Annotated in this window: 19 protein-coding genes, 1 tRNA gene and 1 other RNA gene; 6 read left to right on the forward strand and 15 right to left on the reverse strand. The window is 65.2% G+C overall.

Features of this window, described 5'->3' with window-relative positions; translation table 11 throughout:
• Positions 1-89 precede the first annotated feature (89 nt).
• An RNA gene (gene ffs / locus J2S43_RS36160) (signal recognition particle sRNA small type) lies at positions 90-180 on the reverse strand.
• Positions 181-294: 114 nt separating this feature from the next.
• Between ffs and J2S43_RS36165 the strand changes: the two genes are divergently transcribed.
• Positions 295-379 (forward strand) — tRNA-Ser (locus J2S43_RS36165).
• Between the two features lie 82 nt (positions 380-461).
• Here J2S43_RS36165 and J2S43_RS36170 read toward each other — a convergent pair.
• From J2S43_RS36170 to J2S43_RS36215, 10 genes are all read right to left on the reverse strand, one after another.
• Entirely contained in the window at positions 462-1,403 is a 942-nt protein-coding gene (locus J2S43_RS36170; protein ID WP_306836866.1) for a hypothetical protein, read from the reverse strand.
• 76 nt (positions 1,404-1,479) lie between these two features.
• Positions 1,480-2,001: a hypothetical protein gene (locus J2S43_RS36175; RefSeq protein WP_306836868.1), complete on the reverse strand. Its 522-nt coding sequence runs from the start codon at positions 1,999-2,001 to the stop codon at positions 1,480-1,482.
• A 109-nt stretch (positions 2,002-2,110) separates the two neighbouring features.
• On the reverse strand, positions 2,111-3,349 hold the full coding sequence (locus J2S43_RS36180) for a tyrosine-type recombinase/integrase (protein ID WP_306836870.1): 1,239 nt from the start codon (positions 3,347-3,349) through the stop codon (positions 2,111-2,113).
• A 12-nt stretch (positions 3,350-3,361) separates the two neighbouring features.
• Entirely contained in the window at positions 3,362-3,571 is a 210-nt protein-coding gene (locus J2S43_RS36185; RefSeq protein ID WP_306836872.1) for a helix-turn-helix domain-containing protein, read from the reverse strand.
• 220 nt (positions 3,572-3,791) lie between these two features.
• A complete protein-coding gene (locus J2S43_RS36190; RefSeq protein WP_306836874.1) occupies positions 3,792-5,735 on the reverse strand; it encodes a DUF3987 domain-containing protein in 1,944 nt (647 codons plus the stop codon).
• A gap of 32 nt (positions 5,736-5,767) precedes the next feature.
• Positions 5,768-6,040: a hypothetical protein gene (locus J2S43_RS36195; RefSeq protein ID WP_370881700.1), complete on the reverse strand. Its 273-nt coding sequence runs from the start codon at positions 6,038-6,040 to the stop codon at positions 5,768-5,770.
• Between the two features lie 399 nt (positions 6,041-6,439).
• A complete protein-coding gene (locus J2S43_RS36200) occupies positions 6,440-8,539 on the reverse strand; it encodes a cell division protein FtsK (protein WP_306836878.1) in 2,100 nt (699 codons plus the stop codon).
• Between the two features lie 98 nt (positions 8,540-8,637).
• Positions 8,638-9,411 (reverse strand): ABC transporter permease, encoded by a 774-nt coding sequence (locus tag J2S43_RS36205; protein WP_306836879.1) that lies wholly within the window; start codon positions 9,409-9,411, stop codon positions 8,638-8,640.
• Positions 9,408-9,611 (reverse strand): hypothetical protein, encoded by a 204-nt coding sequence (locus J2S43_RS36210; RefSeq protein WP_306836881.1) that lies wholly within the window; start codon positions 9,609-9,611, stop codon positions 9,408-9,410. Before J2S43_RS36210 ends, J2S43_RS36205 begins: the two co-directional genes overlap by 4 nt.
• Positions 9,608-9,862, reverse strand: coding sequence for a DUF6284 family protein (locus tag J2S43_RS36215; RefSeq protein ID WP_306836883.1), 255 nt, complete (start codon positions 9,860-9,862; stop codon positions 9,608-9,610). Before J2S43_RS36215 ends, J2S43_RS36210 begins: the two co-directional genes overlap by 4 nt.
• Before the next feature lie 221 nt (positions 9,863-10,083).
• Between J2S43_RS36215 and J2S43_RS36220 the strand changes: the two genes are divergently transcribed.
• Both J2S43_RS36220 and J2S43_RS36225 read left to right on the forward strand, forming a co-directional pair.
• The gene (locus J2S43_RS36220; protein ID WP_306836885.1) at positions 10,084-10,935 is read left to right on the forward strand and encodes a GntR family transcriptional regulator; all 852 of its coding nucleotides are present in this window, start codon (positions 10,084-10,086) and stop codon (positions 10,933-10,935) included.
• Positions 10,932-11,468, forward strand: coding sequence for an ATP-binding protein (locus J2S43_RS36225; protein WP_306836887.1), 537 nt, complete (start codon positions 10,932-10,934; stop codon positions 11,466-11,468). The genes J2S43_RS36220 and J2S43_RS36225 overlap by 4 nt, the downstream gene beginning before the upstream one ends.
• Here the strand turns inward: J2S43_RS36225 and J2S43_RS36230 are convergent.
• Together J2S43_RS36230 and J2S43_RS36235 are read right to left on the reverse strand one after the other, a co-directional pair.
• Positions 11,465-11,683 (reverse strand): hypothetical protein, encoded by a 219-nt coding sequence (locus tag J2S43_RS36230; RefSeq protein ID WP_306836889.1) that lies wholly within the window; start codon positions 11,681-11,683, stop codon positions 11,465-11,467. The genes J2S43_RS36225 and J2S43_RS36230 overlap by 4 nt on opposite strands.
• A gap of 45 nt (positions 11,684-11,728) precedes the next feature.
• Positions 11,729-12,109: a hypothetical protein gene (locus J2S43_RS36235; protein ID WP_306836891.1), complete on the reverse strand. Its 381-nt coding sequence runs from the start codon at positions 12,107-12,109 to the stop codon at positions 11,729-11,731.
• A gap of 116 nt (positions 12,110-12,225) precedes the next feature.
• On the opposite strand from J2S43_RS36235, the gene J2S43_RS36240 reads away from it, so the two are divergent.
• The 3 genes from J2S43_RS36240 (at position 12,226) to J2S43_RS36250 (ending at position 14,215) form a co-directional block, all read left to right on the forward strand.
• Complete coding sequence (locus J2S43_RS36240; protein WP_306836892.1) at positions 12,226-13,146, forward strand: helix-turn-helix domain-containing protein; 921 nt, start codon at positions 12,226-12,228, stop codon at positions 13,144-13,146.
• Positions 13,134-13,316 (forward strand): DUF397 domain-containing protein, encoded by a 183-nt coding sequence (locus tag J2S43_RS36245; RefSeq protein ID WP_306836894.1) that lies wholly within the window; start codon positions 13,134-13,136, stop codon positions 13,314-13,316. The genes J2S43_RS36240 and J2S43_RS36245 overlap by 13 nt, the downstream gene beginning before the upstream one ends.
• Positions 13,317-13,663: 347 nt before the next feature.
• Entirely contained in the window at positions 13,664-14,215 is a 552-nt protein-coding gene (locus tag J2S43_RS36250) for a hypothetical protein (protein WP_306836896.1), read from the forward strand.
• Positions 14,216-14,292: 77 nt separating this feature from the next.
• Here the strand turns inward: J2S43_RS36250 and J2S43_RS36255 are convergent, their stop codons facing one another.
• Both J2S43_RS36255 and J2S43_RS36260 read right to left on the reverse strand, forming a co-directional pair.
• On the reverse strand, positions 14,293-14,784 hold the full coding sequence (locus J2S43_RS36255; RefSeq protein WP_306836897.1) for a hypothetical protein: 492 nt from the start codon (positions 14,782-14,784) through the stop codon (positions 14,293-14,295).
• A complete protein-coding gene (locus J2S43_RS36260) occupies positions 14,781-15,167 on the reverse strand; it encodes a hypothetical protein (protein WP_306836899.1) in 387 nt (128 codons plus the stop codon). The genes J2S43_RS36255 and J2S43_RS36260 overlap by 4 nt, the downstream gene beginning before the upstream one ends.
• Between the last annotated feature and the right edge of the window lie 256 nt (positions 15,168-15,423).

Consider the following 15,423-nt stretch of genomic DNA (forward strand, 5'->3'; position numbering starts at 1 on the left):
CCGCCGCCCCGCCCGGGACGACCACCACGGGGTCCGACACATTTCCGACCGGTGCAGGAGCGGGTCAACCCGGGAGAGCCCCAGGGACACAAGGCTCCCCGTGCACCTGCCAGAGCCCGCTTATCCTTGCTGCCTTCCGGCCCTGGGGAGGTTCACGGGATATCCACCGCACGGGGAGTGATCCCGACTCTACCCGGCCGGGCGACGATCCGTCGCATCGGGGCCGAGACCCCGGTCACCCCCGACCGGGAACCCCCGTGCGAGCCCCTCCGGCGGCACGGTATTGTCTGCGGCGGAGGATTCGCCTAGAGGCCTAGGGCGCACGCTTGGAAAGCGTGTTGGGTTAACACCCTCACGAGTTCGAATCTCGTATCCTCCGCTCTTCTGAGCAGGCAAAACGCCGGGTCGGCCCATCGGGCCGACCCGGCGTTTGTCATGTGAGCCTCGGTGCCGTCTCAGTTCTAGTCTCGGTTCCGAGGGTAGGGCGCTGCGCGCGGCTGCGATGCAAGCCCGTCGTCGGCAGTCTCAGAGATGTCGTCCTCGCCGCGAAGTTGCGCGGCGAACACCGTGCGGACGTCGGCGTCGCTCCAAAGCCCTGTGCAGACTTGCCGACAGTGATGGCAGCTTAGAGCGGACACCGAACTGGGGATCGGCATTTTCCCGAGCATTGCCGACATCCGGTCCATCGCGAAGGAAATTTCGGAGATCCTCGCCAGGGGGTCACGTGGTCGAGCAACTGTAGAGACTTCGTGTAAGTCTGCTTCCTTGATAAGGGCAGCCGGATACAAATCGGCAAAGTCGCCAGGCTTATGAAGTTTGCAGGACGGGGTGCCGCAGGCGCAGTCGGAGCCACCGTCGACGGCAACCCGATATCGCTGATCGGGAAGATGGTCGCAAACCGAAATGTCCTGATCGCATATGGAGCACACTCTTGTTGCGGTGAAACCGGCAGATAGGCCAATGCGAAGATGGGAGAGCGTTGCGGGGCAGCGCCAACGCCATAATCCGTCTTTCAGCTCTATCTTGCAGCCATAATGCCAGGAGATGAAGGCGCCAATTTCGTGAACAAGGCGATGTGAATCACTGGCGTCGGGTAGATCTTCGAGGATGTTGAATGAATTTACTGCGTGAGACAATGCAAGCCGCGCTTCGGTCTCGCCGGCTTGCGAGCGCGGTTGTACCGCGCATGCTGGAAGTGGTTTGTTTTTCCCCTTGTATATCCACCAAGGTGCCTTTGGGCTTTCCGTGAGGTGTCTTTGCTGGCAGCCTGACCGATCTAGGGCAAGGTTGAAGACCTTCTTGGCTGCCTGTAGTTCGTCGTGGCCAGCTGCTTCGAGTGCTGCCAGGCGGTCGGGGCCAGCGGCAGGAGGAATCCATCCGTAGTGGAGGAATGTTCCGCCCACACTTACATCGCTGAGGAGTAAGGCGGCTGCGACTTCTCCGCTAGTCAAGCAGTTCACTTGAACTTCTCGCTTAAAATTAGTTTCCCGAGCGGATGTCGTGCTGTTCTCTTAGGAAGGCTTCAATCTGTTTCTCGGCCAATGCTAGAGCATCCTGCTCCGGTCCGGTGAATTCTTGCGAAAAGACGGGCGCCCCTTCGGATGATTCGTAGATGAGGGTTCGAAGGGTTGCCGTTGATCCTGGGCGTTTTTTGGCCTCTGCGCGGAGCAGGGCAAAAGAAACCTTCAGCAAGTCGTATATGCCGTTACTGAGAACGCTAAGCAGGATGCCGATGACTACCGGTGTGGCATCGGCGCTGAACTTGCTCCGGAAGGCACGGCCTTTCGGTGCATCGAGGAAGGCGGCGTCTACGCCCTCGGAACGCATGTTTTTGACTACATAAGTCAACTCTGAAGGGTAGATTGCGCGTTGCTCTTCAATGTGTTCCGGGAGGAAGACAAGTGCTGCTGGTGGGCGGTTATCCGAAAGAGCGGATGACACGCCATTTAACCACTCTGCCGGCAAATTTCCGGTTTTTACCTTTTGGTCGGCTGAATTCATAGCTCGATTCTAGTCCCATGTGGACAGGATGTATTGGTGTTCCAAAAAATATCCTTATGGTGTGTGTCGGGCCGATGCCACCGACCCGACACGCACGAACTGGCTAGGTTTAAGCCCGATTTTCGTCGTTCGTCTGAGGCTCGTTGCCTCCCCAGAGCAGTCCGCCGAGCCGATCAGCGATGTCTCGCCGGACCTGATCCGTTAGGTGTTGGTAGCGGACCTGCATGGCGGCGTTGGACCAGCCCATGATGCCCATCACCGCGCGGCCGGAGACGCCCAGCACCAGAAGCGCCGTCGCGGCGGTGTGGCGGGCGTCATGGAGCCGGGCATCGCGGACTCCGGCGTCCTTGAGGAGACGCTTCCACTCGTCGTAGTCGGTCGCCTGATGGATGCGCTGGCCGGTCCGAGTCGAGAACACCCAGTCCTCGTCCTGCCAGAGCTGCGCGGCCGTCTCCCGCTCCGCCTCCTGGGCCTCCCGGTGCTCTCGGAGAACCTTGATCAGCGCATCAGGAAGGCCGATCGTGCGGCGGCCGGCGCGCGACTTGGTGTCTGCGGAGACCGGGCGGAGATTCACCCGGTGGGGGCACAGGCCCGGAACCCGTGCGTCGCACTTCGGGTCGCATCCGTGGCCCCATTTCGGCCGGAGCAGAGCGCGACGAACTGTGAGGGTGCCTGCCTTCAGATTGACGTCCGGCCACTTCAGCCCGAGCGCTTCACCCTGACGGAGGCCGAGCGCGAGAGCGACTGCCCACCGAGCGCTGTTCCTCCGCTCTGCCGCGACCTTGAGAATGGTCTGCACATCCTCGATCGAGAACGGCTCCACCTCGGTATCGGGCAGACGCGGAGGCTTCGCTAGAGCGGCCGGATTCCGCCCGAGGTGACCTCGGCGTACCGCCTCGTTCAGCGCGGTTCGGATCGTGCGGTGCGACTGGTGAGCGGTAGCCGGCGCACTGCCGTTCGCCAGCATCCGTGCGTACAGCTTCTCCAGGTGCTCCGGCTGCAACTGATCGAGCCGGTGCGCGCCGAGCCCCGGAATCAGGTGCTTTCGCACTGCGACGCGGTAGCCGTCGATCGTGTTGACGCGGACCACCGGCGCGGCGATGTTGTCGAGCCAGTGCAAGAGCCACTTCTCCACCGTCCAGCGTTGCCCCGCCTTCCGGACAGTGCCGTTCTCCCTCTCCCGCTCCAGCTTCCGGACTTTTTTTGTAACCTCGGCCTCGGTCTTGCCCTGGACGTGTCGGCGGTCGGGTTGCCCATTGTCCTTGACGCCCACCGTCACGCGGCCGTGCCAGTAGCCGTCCTTGCCCTCGTAGATGCTTGATGCGCCGTTCGGCTTACGTCGTCCCATGCGTCGCACCCCTCAGGCGGCCGTGGCAGCGATGTCGTCGGCGAGCAGGTTGTTCACGTACTCGGTGAGACAGCGGACGGGAACGCGGCGGAGACGGCCGATCGTGACGGACCGGATCTCTCCGCTCCTGACGAGCGCGTACATGGTGGTTCGGCCGATGCCGAGTCGCTGAGCGGCCTCTTCGATGGTCAGTACGACGCGGTCGTCGGCGATGCGCTGCATGCGGTTCTCCCCGTGGTCGATGCTGTGGCTCGTGGTGCTGGCGTCCGGACTGGGATAGAGCGCCTTCGTTCGCACGGTTTGCGGCCTTCCGTAGCTGAGGGGTGGCTGACGGCGGAGGCGGTTTACGTCGGTGGGGCTCGGCCCGGAACGGCAGTGACACAACTGCCAGAACCTCTGCGGTACGGGGGTTGTGGCAGTTCTGGCAGTTCTGTCAGGGGCTTCATGCGGTTCGCCGGATCGGGTGGACGGTGGCGGCCGGCTGGTGGACGTCGGGGTTTACGAGGAACGTTGGAGATGGCGGCCGACCGCCGGTTCGGGGTCGCGCGGGCGGGTCGGTCTGGCGGAGGTAGCCGTGGGCGTCGAGCACCGCGAGTGCGGGTTCCAGGTCGGCGACGGCCCGGATCGTGGCGGATTTCGTCGCCCGGAACAGGTCGCGTTTGGTGAATGTGGTCGATCCGGTGCGTTCGATCCAGGCCAGGACGTGTCGCGCGTTGCGGGTGGCCTGGTCAGCGCCCATGTCGTCGAACGCGGCCAGCGCGTGTGCGGCGTAGTAATCGCCGAGCTGCGCTGCCCGGTCGATCGTCTCCGCCTCTGCGGGCTTGCCCCATCCGTCGCTCTGGTGCTCGGCCAGGTGGATGAGTCCAGCCATGCGAACGACGGCGCCGGTGTACTTGCTGCCCCAGTCCACGATGTGTCCCCACGCCCCGCCGGGCGCGAGACGCGGTTCCACTGCGCGCTCGATGTCGAGCACCCGCGCGTTGGCGTCTCCGGTGAGCGGGATGACCGCGGGATCGGTCCATCCCGCGAGCGTGAGAACCAGGGCGCCGAGGTTTTCCCGGTATGCCTCGGCGATCTCGGCTGGCACCGGGTCGGCGCCGACCCGCCGGAAGCCGACCGTGTTCTCCGGCAGCGCGAAGAGGATGCGTGCGAGCAGGCCGAGCCCGCGGAATCCCGGCATCGACGCGATGTCCCGCAGCACGTCCGGTTGCACGGCCAGCCCGAGCGTGAGCGCGGGCTTGGCGACGTGCTGTGACTCTCGGGACAGCCGGCCGACGCGCATCATGTCTCCGGCGTGGCCTTTGAGGAAGACCTCCAGGTTCGGCGTGCCGGAGTAGCGGCCGGCGATCGTGGCGAAGATGCCGCCTTCCGGCGAGAGCACCGCCAACCGGCCGCCCTGGTCGGCGAGCAACTGTGCCGCTGCCTCGCTGGTTACGTCGTCTGCGACAAGTTGAGGCAGGCTCGGCACCGTGACCGCCTCGGCCTGCATCGCAGCTGCCGACGCCTCGGCGAGCAGCGTGTCCCGCGCAGCCGCGTCCGCATTCGCCGCAGCGTGCGCCGCCTTGTCCGCCGCTTTCCCGGCCACCCGCGCCGCCAACTCGGCCTCGATGATCGCGGGTTTGGTCCGCTCCACCAACGCGGACTCCGCCGCCAGCAACGGCCCGGTGATCGCCGCGAACACCGCCGACTTCCGCGATCCGGGCGGGAGCACGACGACCGTGAACAGGTTCGTGGGCTCCCTCCACGATCCGCGCACCTCCACCTCGGCGCGGCCTCCGGCGGCCGTCGACAGCGCCGCGAGCGCGATGCTGCCCGCCAGGTCGACCGGCGTCTGTGTGAACTCGGCGACCGCCTGCACCATGTCCGCCACCCACCCCGGCAGCACGTGCGCCGGAAACGCGGGCAGATGCCGGCCGGTGCCCAACGGGATCGGTGGCGCCCACCCCGTACCGGCGCTGGTGTCGTCGAGCAGCGCGCGGCTGGTCGCGAGCAGATCGGCAGTGTCGGTGCCGGAGTCCGCGAGCTGGGTGAGACGCAGCCCCAGCTCGGAGACCTCCCGGCGCCGCGCGTGCTCGGCCACGATGTCCGCGTAGTAGCCGGCACTGCCGACGCTCGGCACCTCGGAGATCAGCGTGTGCAGGTACGGCGCCCCGCCCACCCGCGCCAGGTCCCCGGCCTCGGCCAGGTGCGCCGCGAGCGTGATCGGGTCGGCCGGTGTGCCAGCCGCGTCGAGTCGGCAGATAGCGGCCCACAGCGCGCCGTGTTTCGGGTGGTAGAAGTCGCCGGGGTTGAGCTTGGCCGCGAGCTCGGTGACCAGCGACGGCCCGAGCAGCGCGGCGCCGATGACGGCGCGTTCCGCGCTCTCGTCGTGTGCGGGCCGGTTCATGATGCGGCCTCCTTTCCAGGTTGAGCAGCGGATCAGCGGTGAGGCGACGGCCGGGCAGCGACCGCGACGCGGCCGAGCAGGACACGCAGACCGGAGAGCATGGCGAGCAACTGCCGCCGCGCCGGTACTTCGCGGGGAGTGAGCGCCACCCAGAGCCGGACCTCGGCGAACTCGCGCCCGTTCTCCGTCCGTGTCCGGGTGACGACCGCGCGGCCGTGCCGCGCCAGGTCGACCACGATCTCCGCGCTGCGGTGCTCGTTGAGCCCGCAGCGATGGTCAGCGGCACACCAGTCCGTGTGCGGCATGCGGTTCATCGGGTGCCGTCCCGGTGTACGCGCCGGTACTCGTTCCACACGTGCCGCCCGATCCGGATGCGCCGGCCGGTCCCGTCGCAGCGTCGGCAGAGTCGGAAGACGCGCCCGAACGGGCTCTTGATCCGCCCGGTGCCGTGGCACGTCGAGCAGGCTTTCCATGGCCAGATCGCGCAGCTAGCGGCGTAGCAGAGCGTGACGGGCGGTAGGACGGTGCAGAGGAAGCTAGCGATGAGTTGGGGGGTGTCCACGAACGCCTCCAGGGCCGGTTTTCGGGCGTGAGGGACCAGGGCCGCTAGCGTGCTAGCGTCCTGGCAGGGGTTCGTTTCGTGTGCTAGCGGAGGTGCTAGCGCTAGCAGGCTCGGGTGCTAGCGCCAGCACCCTCCGGCGGTACTAGGCCGCAGCCTTGGTGCGGTTACGCTCAGCAACTTTTGCGGCGATGTCCGCGCGGGTGATGCCGCGCCGGTTGACGGTCTTCCCGCCCACGCGCCGGCCGATCTGGTCAACCTCGATCCCGTACGGCTTGAGCGCTGCCGTCAGTTGCTCCGGCGCCCACCCGTCGTAGGCATCCGGCCGCAGCTCCGCCAACCGCGCCACCACCGTCTCGTTCCACACCCGCAGCTCCGCGACCGGGACCACGGACAGGATGTCGTCGAGCAGGTGATAGTCGGCCGTCCGCGCGACCTCCGGCGTCTCCCCGAGCGCGTGCCCGGTCAGCCGCCCCGCGCGCACCCGCAGCGCCCGCGCCTTGTCCGCGAGAACGTTGGCGGCCGGCCCGTCGATGAACACGGTCGACACGATCCGGGCGTCCGCGCCTTCACCGGCGAAGTAGCCGATGCCCTTGTCCTCCCACGCGAACATGGTCGCCCGCACGCCGTTGCGGTACTTGCTGGTCCCGAGCACCATGTCGTTCTCCATCTGCCCCATGACCTTCAGGCAGAACCGCGTCGACGCGTTCGCGGAGATCGGGGTCGGCAGGCTCTTCGCGTCCGGCCGCTGGGTCGCCAGGATCAGCACGATTCCGGTAGCCGGCCCGCGCTTCACCAGGTCCGTGCAGATCTCCTCCAGCTCGGCCCCGTGCTCCGGGTGCTCGAACCAGACCTGACACTCGTCGACCCCGACCACGATCGGATGCAGCCCCAGCGAACGCCGCGTGGCCAGCTCCGGCGTGACCTTGTTCTCCGGGCACAGATCCGGTGGCAGATCCCGGATCACCCGCGCCCGGCGGCGCAGCTCCGCCCGCAGCTCCCGCATCGCGGCCACCGCGTAGAGGATGTCCTCGTCGTCCTCCCCGGCCCGGTACCGGTGCGCGATCTTGCCCAGCGCGGACAGGTCACCGGTGCCCTTCAGGTCGTACGCGTGGATCTCCGCACGCGGATCGAGACCAGCGATCAGCAGTGCTTCCCGCAGCGCGAACGTCTTGCCCATGCGCGGAATCGACCCGATCACCATCGCGATGAACATCAGCGTCAGGTTCACCCAGCGTCCGCGCTGGTCCGTCCCGTACGGCTGAGGCTTGAACAGGTCGATCGGCCCGCCCTTGAGCAGTGGCCACGCGGGTTTGCGCGCCTTCGACATGTCCTGGTCACCCACCCAGAGGACCAGCCGGCCGGGATGCACCTCGGCGTTGCCCTCCGGCCAGACGCAGCCCAGCGGCCGAGTGAGCGCGCCAGCCAGCTTTTCCCGACGCTCGATCACCTCGGTTGCCGTGACGCCGGGCGGCAGATCGACATCGGCACGCCAGCCCGGTCCATCGCGGGTGATCGGCGCGGGGAACCCAATCGCCTTGTCGCCCAGCTTCGACACCGCCTGGTTGATCCCTGCCAGGCCGAGCACCGACAGCGCGGCCGTGACCTGATTTGAGGTGAGCTGTTGCACGTGCGTCGGGACGACCGCGCGGGACACCAGCGGCCGATCCGGTCGCGCCCCGCCGAGCCCGAACGCGGCCACCAGCCCCGCGAGCGTCGCCCAGTGCGCCCAGCTCGGCGCCAGCACCGCGAGCACGAACGTGCCGCTCACGCCGAGCACCGCCACCGACGCCGCGATCAGCGTCCGGAGACGCACTCGGGCGTCACGCTGCCGGGAGAGCCGGAGGTACTGCTCCGCGTCCTCCCGCCGGACCGCCGCAAGCCGGACCGGCAGGCCCTCCAGATCGAGCACCCACCGCGTACCCCCGGCAATGAATCTCCCGAGACCGCGCGGCGAGCGGAACGCGAGCTTCGTGCCGTAGAGCGGCATGCGGACCGCGTGATAGGCGGAGACGTGCAGGTAGTGGGCCGCGATCCAGCGGCACGTGTGCCGGAAGTCCGAGCCCGACAGCATCCACGCGGGCACGATCGGCTTGCGCTGCGCGGCCTGCCGCGCCAGTTCCTTCAACCACTCATCATCGGTACGGGCGTGCGGCTGGTCGACCATGACCACCTCACCCACCAGCACCTCAGGGGTGAGCGTGGCCGTGTGGCCAGTGTGTTCCGGGTTGGTCTCTGCGAGCATGAGGGTTCTTCCTCCTGAAGCCTCACGAGGTGAACGGAGCGAGTGACCGGCGGCGCGGCACAGGTTTCCAGGCCGAAGGGCCGCGCCGCCGGGCGAAGCTAGGAACGTCCGTCGTGATTGAGGTGCGCGAGCGCCGCGCCCATGCCGAGCACCGCGACCGGCAGGCACGCGACCACGGTCGTGATCTGCCAGGGCGCCTCGGTGATGCCTGCGGCTTCCATGTGGTGGTAGGCGACCTGGCCGAGCGCGCCGAGGATCAGCGAGCCGATCGCGGACCACTTGGCGAACCGCCGTGCCCGCACGCTGACCTGGGCTGACAGCCAGACCCGCAGCGCGTACGCCGCGTAGGTCTCGACCCCGATCGGGAGCGTGATCGCGGTGTTCAGGCTGAACCCGTCCGCGATCCCCGGAAGCGGGTGCACCACCCCGAACCCGGTCATCTCCCCGAGCCCGACCCATCCCGACCAGACAGCCGCGAACGCGGGCAGCGCGAGGATCAGCACCGGCCAGGACGGCACCGCCCGACGCCGCACGGTCTCAGCGGCCGGAACCGGGTCTGCGACCGCCGCACGCTGCTCGATCGTCTCCACCGTCACCGGCGCCGCCTCACGGACCGGAGTTGGTACGGTCTCCGGCTCGTCCACCGCCGGAACCGGGTCCGGCGCCGCATCCTCCGGCGTCTGCTCCGGCTCGGGCTCGGCCGGCGTGGTCTCCTGCTCCAGCGCCGCGCGGATCGCCTTGGCCTTCGGCCGGCCCACCTTCAGCTCGTTCTTGATCCGGTTCTCGGACGGCAGGACACCCAGCGACGCGACCAGTTCCTGAGCGCGGGGGAGCAGGTCTGCCACCTGAGGCGGGTACGCGGAAACGGTCATCGCTGGACTCCTTCAGCGCCGGTGCTCTCGGGTTTGGTGTAGAGGAAGTTGAAGAGGCTCTCCTGAAGCCGGACCAGATCCGCGCCCGCCAAGACCGGCGGATAGCCGTGCTGCTCCAGCACCCGCGTCAGATCGAGCAGCAGCCCGAACGTGAAGCGCGAGTCCCCGTCCGTCACGATCGGGAAGGCAGGAGTCGTCACGCCGCCCACCCCATCTCCGCGCTGTCCGGGTATCGCCGGTGCAGCGCCAGCGCCTCCCGAGCGACCCGCTTCTCCGCGATCCGCAGCCGGTGCCAGTCCAGCTCGGTCGGACCGCCGTCCGCGCAGAACACGCGGATCTGCGCGTCCAGCAACGCAACCTCCGCGCTGATCAGCGGCTCTTCCGCCCCGATGGCCGCGAGCTCGGCCGGTGTCGGCTCGTCGATGTCGTTGAGCCATTCGTTCGGTGCCAAGACGCACTCCTCTTGTGGCTTCGTGACCCCCGCCGTTGTGACGGTGATCTCCGCGCCATGAAGCTAACAGTTGATATGCCAACAGGTCAACTGTTAGATCGAGAGTTGTTCCAAGAGGCACACTGAGCTGGGCAGACGTCGGCTAACAGCGTGGAATCATCTGCAAACACCTGATATTTTGGGATACCAGTTGGGTCGACACCACGCGATGAGGAGACACCATGGCCACGCCCCGCCCGCCACTGTCACGGGGTGAGTCACTGCATCAGCAGGTCGCCCGCAACATCCGCAACGACATCGAGGCCGGCGTACTCCGCGACGGAGACGTCCTCCCGTCCACCCGCGAACTCGCCGAACGCTGGGACGTCAGCGTCTTCACCATCTCCGAGGCCATGCGCCTGCTGGCCGAGGAAGGCTTGGTGATCAGCAAGTCCCGCTCCAAGCGCTACGTCCACGCGCCCGGCCAGGACCGCAAGGCTGACATCCGCCCCCGCCAGCCCAAGGTCGTGATCGTCGGTGGCTACGCCGGAAGCGGCAAAACCGAGCTGGGCCGCATCCTCGCCCGCGAGACCGGCTGGTCGATGCTCGACAAGGACACCCTCACCCGCCCGGTCGTCGAGGCCGCGTTGGAGACGATCGGCCACTCACCCCACGACCGCGAGTCCCCCGAGTACTTCAACCTGATCCGCCCGCGCGAATACGAGGCCCTGATCGCGGCCGCAACGGAGAACGTCGCGTGCGGCAACAGCGTCATCCTGACCGCCCCGTTCATCCGCGAACTCAACGACCCCGCGTGGATCGAGCGCACCCAGGCCACCTTCACCGAGCTGAACGCCGTCACGCTCTACGTCTGGGTCTACTGCGACGAAGCGACCATGCACACCTACGTCCGCCATCGCGGGGCAGCACGCGACGCCGCGAAACTCGCGGACTGGGCCGGCTACCTCTCCAAGGTCGAAACTGGCTTCCGCCCTCCGGTTCCCCACAAGGTCATCGACAACTCGGCATCCAGCCGCCCACTCCAGGCCCAGGCCAAAGACCTGATCAAAACCATCACCGGCGGTACGCCATGACCCGCGGCCTCATCCTCTACGGCCCACCCGCCAGCGGCAAAGACACCATCACTCACGCCCTAGCCGAACTGGACCCCACCATCTCGCTGTTCCGCCGCCTCAAGGCCGGCCCCGGCCGCACCGGCACCTACCGCATGACCACCGAACCAGAGATCTCCCATCTCCGCGCCGCCGGTGACGTCATCTGGGAGAACAGCCGCTACGACGCCGTTTACGTCATCGACCGCCCCGGCCTGACCGACGCCCTCACCATCGGCACCCCCGTGGTCCACCTCGGCCAGCTCCCCGCGATCGACGCGCTCACCAAGGCCACCCCCGACACCCACTGGACCGTGACCTACCTCTGGTGCCCCCGTGACGTCGCCGAGGCCCGCATCGTCACCCGCGCCACCGGCGACACCACCGCACGTCTGCGCGCATGGGAAGAGACCGAGCCCGTCCCCGAGCCCGATCTCTTCCTCAACACCGCCGAGACCCTGCCAGCCGACGCCGCTCACGCCATCCTCAACGCGATGAAACGCAGCTCCGCCTAAACCCCGGCCTCGTCGCGCTTCAGCGCGTCCTTGTGCACGACGAAAAGGCTCTGCGACCCCTTGTCCGTATCCCCGTCCACCTCGACACCGAGAACTCGGACCCACTGCACATCCGGCACAGACCAGAGCAGATGCGAGACATGCACAATCCGAATATCCATGTCTCGCTCACCGTCCTTCACATTGAATCTGTTGAGGTGAACGATGTCTCCCACGGCGTGGAAATCATCGGGTCCGCATCGACGTCCGGTGGCCATGGGTTACGCGGCCTTGGCTGAGGGTTTCCGGTCGGGCGCCATCTTCGGTTTCACGGTGTTCTCGATGATGATGAAAAAGAACCTGAACATCGCGAACACGTCCGGCCTGGTGAACATCAGCGTGTCGGTCGCCTCGTCCGGATTGTCCGTGAAGACGTCCACCTCCACGAACCATTCGCCCGGCGTGGAGACCGGCTCCACCAGCCGCACCTCTATCCGGTCGATGAACAGGTCGCCCGACAACCCCATCTTCCACGGCTTCGACCTGTGCTGTAGCGCCCTTGTGTTCGGATCGGCATCAACCGTGCATTCGCCCGGGTCGCAGAAATCCGGGTGCTCGGCATCGGCTGTCTCTGCATTCGCCCCGATGGTTACCGACGGCATGGGCATCTCCTCCTTGATTCTCGGCGAGACGACGGACGATCCAAAGCCACCTAGCGGGCCGCCCTCATCAACTACAAGGACTATTTCCGAGAATCAGGTCACCGGGAACCCTTTCGATGTTGCATCCGGTCACCGGCGAAATCGGCCAACCCCTTGCGAAAATCCGGCGTTCATATGGGGAATCGATGGGGAACCCCATGCCCAGTGATCAGGCCAGCACCGCACATCCGATGTTGAGAGCACTCGGGCACGAACTGAAGGTCGCCCGCGAACGGAAGGGCATCACCCAAGAAGCCTTAGCGGCGGAGATCCACTTCTCCAACACTCACGTCTCCGCCGTCGAAAGCGGCAAACGCCCGCCCAGTGCCGAACTGATCCACCGCGCCGACGACGCGCTGACAACCGGAGGCCTCCTCAGCCGCCTCCTGAACGCCGCACACCAAGCCGCCACGCGCGAGATCATGCCCGAGTGGTTCCGCCCCTGGGCAGAAATCGAAACGGTCGCCACCGCCCTCCGCTCCTACCAACCACTCGTCCTCGACGGCCTACTCCAAACCCCCGCCTACGCCCGCGCCCTACTCCAGGCCGGCGACCCCACCGCCAACGAGGACACCCTCCAACGCGCTGTAGAGACTCGGCTCCAGCGCCAGCAGATCCTCAGCCGGCCAACTCCTCCGCGCCTCATCACGGTCTTGGAAGAGTCGATCCTCCACCGCCCGATCAGCGACTCACCCACCCCCATGCGCGAGCAGCTCGACCACCTGATCACCATGGCCACCACCGGCACCGCCGACATCCACATCCTCCGCACCGAGGTAGGCGTCCACCGAGGCCTAGCCGGCGCCTTCGTCCTGGCAACCCTCCTCAGCAGCCCCGACGTCGCCTACATCGACACCCAACTCCGCGGCCTGGTCATCGAGACCCCCGTAGACGTTGATGCCGCCCGCCGCATCTGGGAAGGTCTTCTAGGAGAAGCCCTCCCCAAACGCCAATCCCTCAAACTCATCCAGGAGGCCGCCCAATCATGGAAAACCTGATCTGGAGAAAGTCCACCCGCAGCAGCCCTAACGGCGGCCAATGTGTAGAAATGGCAGTGGGGAGTCGATGCATCTACGTGCGTGACAGCAAAGATGCGGGCGGTCCAGTTCTTACTGTTGCGGCTAGTTCATGGAAAATCTTTGTGCGCGAACTTAATTCCGATAATTGACTGAGGACTGACCTCTGCGCCGAACCTTTTATCGACGCTTCGTTGCCTTGGTTGCGTGGAAATGTGCCAGCTATTGATCAATCTTTCTGGGATCGTGCATGGCTTCCGGAGATGGAGTGAGTGCGAATTTGGAGGGTCTCGGTGACTCGAATGGGGTGCCTCGAAACCGTCTGGAACTGAGAGACTTTCTGATATTCGTCCCGGCGGCCGTGGCGCTTCTCGCTGGCCTGAGGGTTTTAGTGATATCTGGGGGTGACTCTAGCGTCTTTAGGGCACTTGCCTCTACAGTCAATATTCCGCTGCTGTTATTCGTTACGGCTCTTAGTGTGTTGCCGTATACCGTTGTTGTGGTCGCGTTCGAGATCAGAGAAATTAGCGCGTTTTCAATGATGTCAATGCGTTCCTATCTAACTCTGGTTCTCTGTATTTGGGCCGTCAGTGTACTGGTGGTGCCGATCTCCACCGGCATTATTCTGACGATCTTGGTCGTGATGGGGCTTGCGCTGGAAATGATCGCGACCCGCGCCAGGCGTTACGGAAGGCCTCCGCGCGGCTCTCGCTTTGCGCTGACTTTTGCGGGCATGATGGTCTTGGCCGGAGTTCTGGGTGCGCCAATGTGGCTGCCGCCGCAGGAAATGCGGATCGCCGAACGGCCGGTTCCCGTAGTGGGGTACGTAATCTCAGAAACGGGAGAAAGTGTGACCATATTCGATGCCGCTAGCGGTGCGGTTGTTGCGTACAAAGCTTCGTCAGTCGATTCTAGGCGTGTTTGTAGAATCGATCAAGACACTTTGTTTTTCAGCGGAAACTCATGGCTGACGCGCCGAAGCCTACTTTCGTATGCCTCAGATATTTTCGCTTTTCCGAGGCCTCAAACCTCGGCATGTTCTCAGCTCTAACCCTTGCCTGAAATGCGTACTTGCATATGAGGGCTCTGCGGGATCGCTGTTACTGAGAGAATGTTGCGACAGGTTGTTTAGCAGGTAACAAGCTGCTTCACGGCGCTCTTGGCTTTCTGGTAAACGTCTCGACGTGAAGGCCCGAGATCCTCGTTTAGTGCCAAGGTTAGCGATTCGGATGCAAACCCCAGTAAAGGTCTAAAGATGTCCGCTTGGCCCAGACCGGCTGGAAGGTCCCATTCACGTTCGAAAACTAGCCGGTTGAGATTTGCGATGCCGAGAGCTACATAGCGTCGGCTCTGTGAGCGAAAGATGATGCCGTCAAGTATTCCTGGACCTTCGTCATCCTCCACGTTCTTCTCGTCTTCAGGGGTTAGTGGTACATACAGCCATAGTGAGATGTCGCCCGTGTAACCTACTGCGCGCCAAAATAGGTGGGTGTCCTGACCGCTCCGAAAGAGGCCGAGTGTGGGCACGCCGTTATATCTGTCGAAAATCTCAACTTCCTCTACGGCTGCCACGGGAGCCCAAGCAAGGTTCCCGATCTCTGGCATCACGCCACTGTTCATTGGTCCTCCCCGTCGCTAGTGAAGCACTGGTCGAAGGCGGATGCCATAGCCCCATCCCACTCTCTGGGACCCTGCGGGTCGGTCGGCGGGAAGACCGATACATGCAGTGCGTTACCCTTTGTGGGGGAATGTCGCACCTCGAAGGCGGCTCTCCGTAGCTTGCCAACGGTGGTGTAGCGGGCGTGAGCCCAGGGCGCGGCTGTCTTGGTGACCAGTAGCGCGGCGGCCATGGGGGTTTGTCGTCCCAGGATGAGAGACATCTCTGTTTCGCCCCTCTCTACCCTCAGTTCATTGCGGAAGGCTTCCCCTTCCTCGCCGTACTGTGTCAGTTCGAGGTCGTCGCCCAGAACCTGCACCTCGGCAACGTTGCCCTTGGAAGGCACGCACCCACCCTCCAGCGTCAATCGGCAATCAGCGGCACGAAGTTACCTAGATGTGCTGTGCAAAAGTTGTCTACTTGTCGACGCGTGTCCTTGCTGCTGTTGACTGTGCTTGTGTGTACTATACGTGACGTTTCATGATCTTTGAGTGATCCTGCGCGCCGCTGACTGTTCGGCATGTTTGTCGGCACGGCGGCGTAGGTGCTGGTGTTCGGGTGTTAGGCCAGGCCTCCCAGTCTCAGTCTCCGTCTCAGTTGTC

The sequence above is a fragment of the Catenuloplanes nepalensis genome (genome assembly GCF_030811575.1).
In the GTDB taxonomy this organism is placed as follows: domain Bacteria; phylum Actinomycetota; class Actinomycetes; order Mycobacteriales; family Micromonosporaceae; genus Catenuloplanes; species Catenuloplanes nepalensis.

What these genes read in the sequence shown, in the direction of transcription:
- J2S43_RS36175 (WP_306836868.1), bottom strand. Translation starts at nt 2,001, where the DNA reads ATGAATTCAGCCGACCAAAAGGTAAAAACCGGAAATTTGCCGGCAGAG.
- J2S43_RS36180 (WP_306836870.1), bottom strand. Translation starts at nt 3,349, where the DNA reads ATGGGACGACGTAAGCCGAACGGCGCATCAAGCATCTACGAGGGCAAG.
- J2S43_RS36185 (WP_306836872.1), bottom strand. Translation starts at nt 3,571, where the DNA reads ATGCAGCGCATCGCCGACGACCGCGTCGTACTGACCATCGAAGAGGCC.
- J2S43_RS36190 (WP_306836874.1), bottom strand. Translation starts at nt 5,735, where the DNA reads ATGAACCGGCCCGCACACGACGAGAGCGCGGAACGCGCCGTCATCGGC.
- J2S43_RS36195 (WP_370881700.1), bottom strand. Translation starts at nt 6,040, where the DNA reads ATGCCGCACACGGACTGGTGTGCCGCTGACCATCGCTGCGGGCTCAAC.
- J2S43_RS36200 (WP_306836878.1), bottom strand. Translation starts at nt 8,539, where the DNA reads ATGCTCGCAGAGACCAACCCGGAACACACTGGCCACACGGCCACGCTC.
- J2S43_RS36205 (WP_306836879.1), bottom strand. Translation starts at nt 9,411, where the DNA reads ATGACCGTTTCCGCGTACCCGCCTCAGGTGGCAGACCTGCTCCCCCGC.
- J2S43_RS36220 (WP_306836885.1), top strand. Translation starts at nt 10,084, where the DNA reads ATGGCCACGCCCCGCCCGCCACTGTCACGGGGTGAGTCACTGCATCAG.
- J2S43_RS36225 (WP_306836887.1), top strand. Translation starts at nt 10,932, where the DNA reads ATGACCCGCGGCCTCATCCTCTACGGCCCACCCGCCAGCGGCAAAGAC.
- J2S43_RS36235 (WP_306836891.1), bottom strand. Translation starts at nt 12,109, where the DNA reads ATGCCGTCGGTAACCATCGGGGCGAATGCAGAGACAGCCGATGCCGAG.
- J2S43_RS36240 (WP_306836892.1), top strand. Translation starts at nt 12,226, where the DNA reads ATGTTGCATCCGGTCACCGGCGAAATCGGCCAACCCCTTGCGAAAATC.
- J2S43_RS36245 (WP_306836894.1), top strand. Translation starts at nt 13,134, where the DNA reads ATGGAAAACCTGATCTGGAGAAAGTCCACCCGCAGCAGCCCTAACGGC.
- J2S43_RS36255 (WP_306836897.1), bottom strand. Translation starts at nt 14,784, where the DNA reads ATGAACAGTGGCGTGATGCCAGAGATCGGGAACCTTGCTTGGGCTCCC.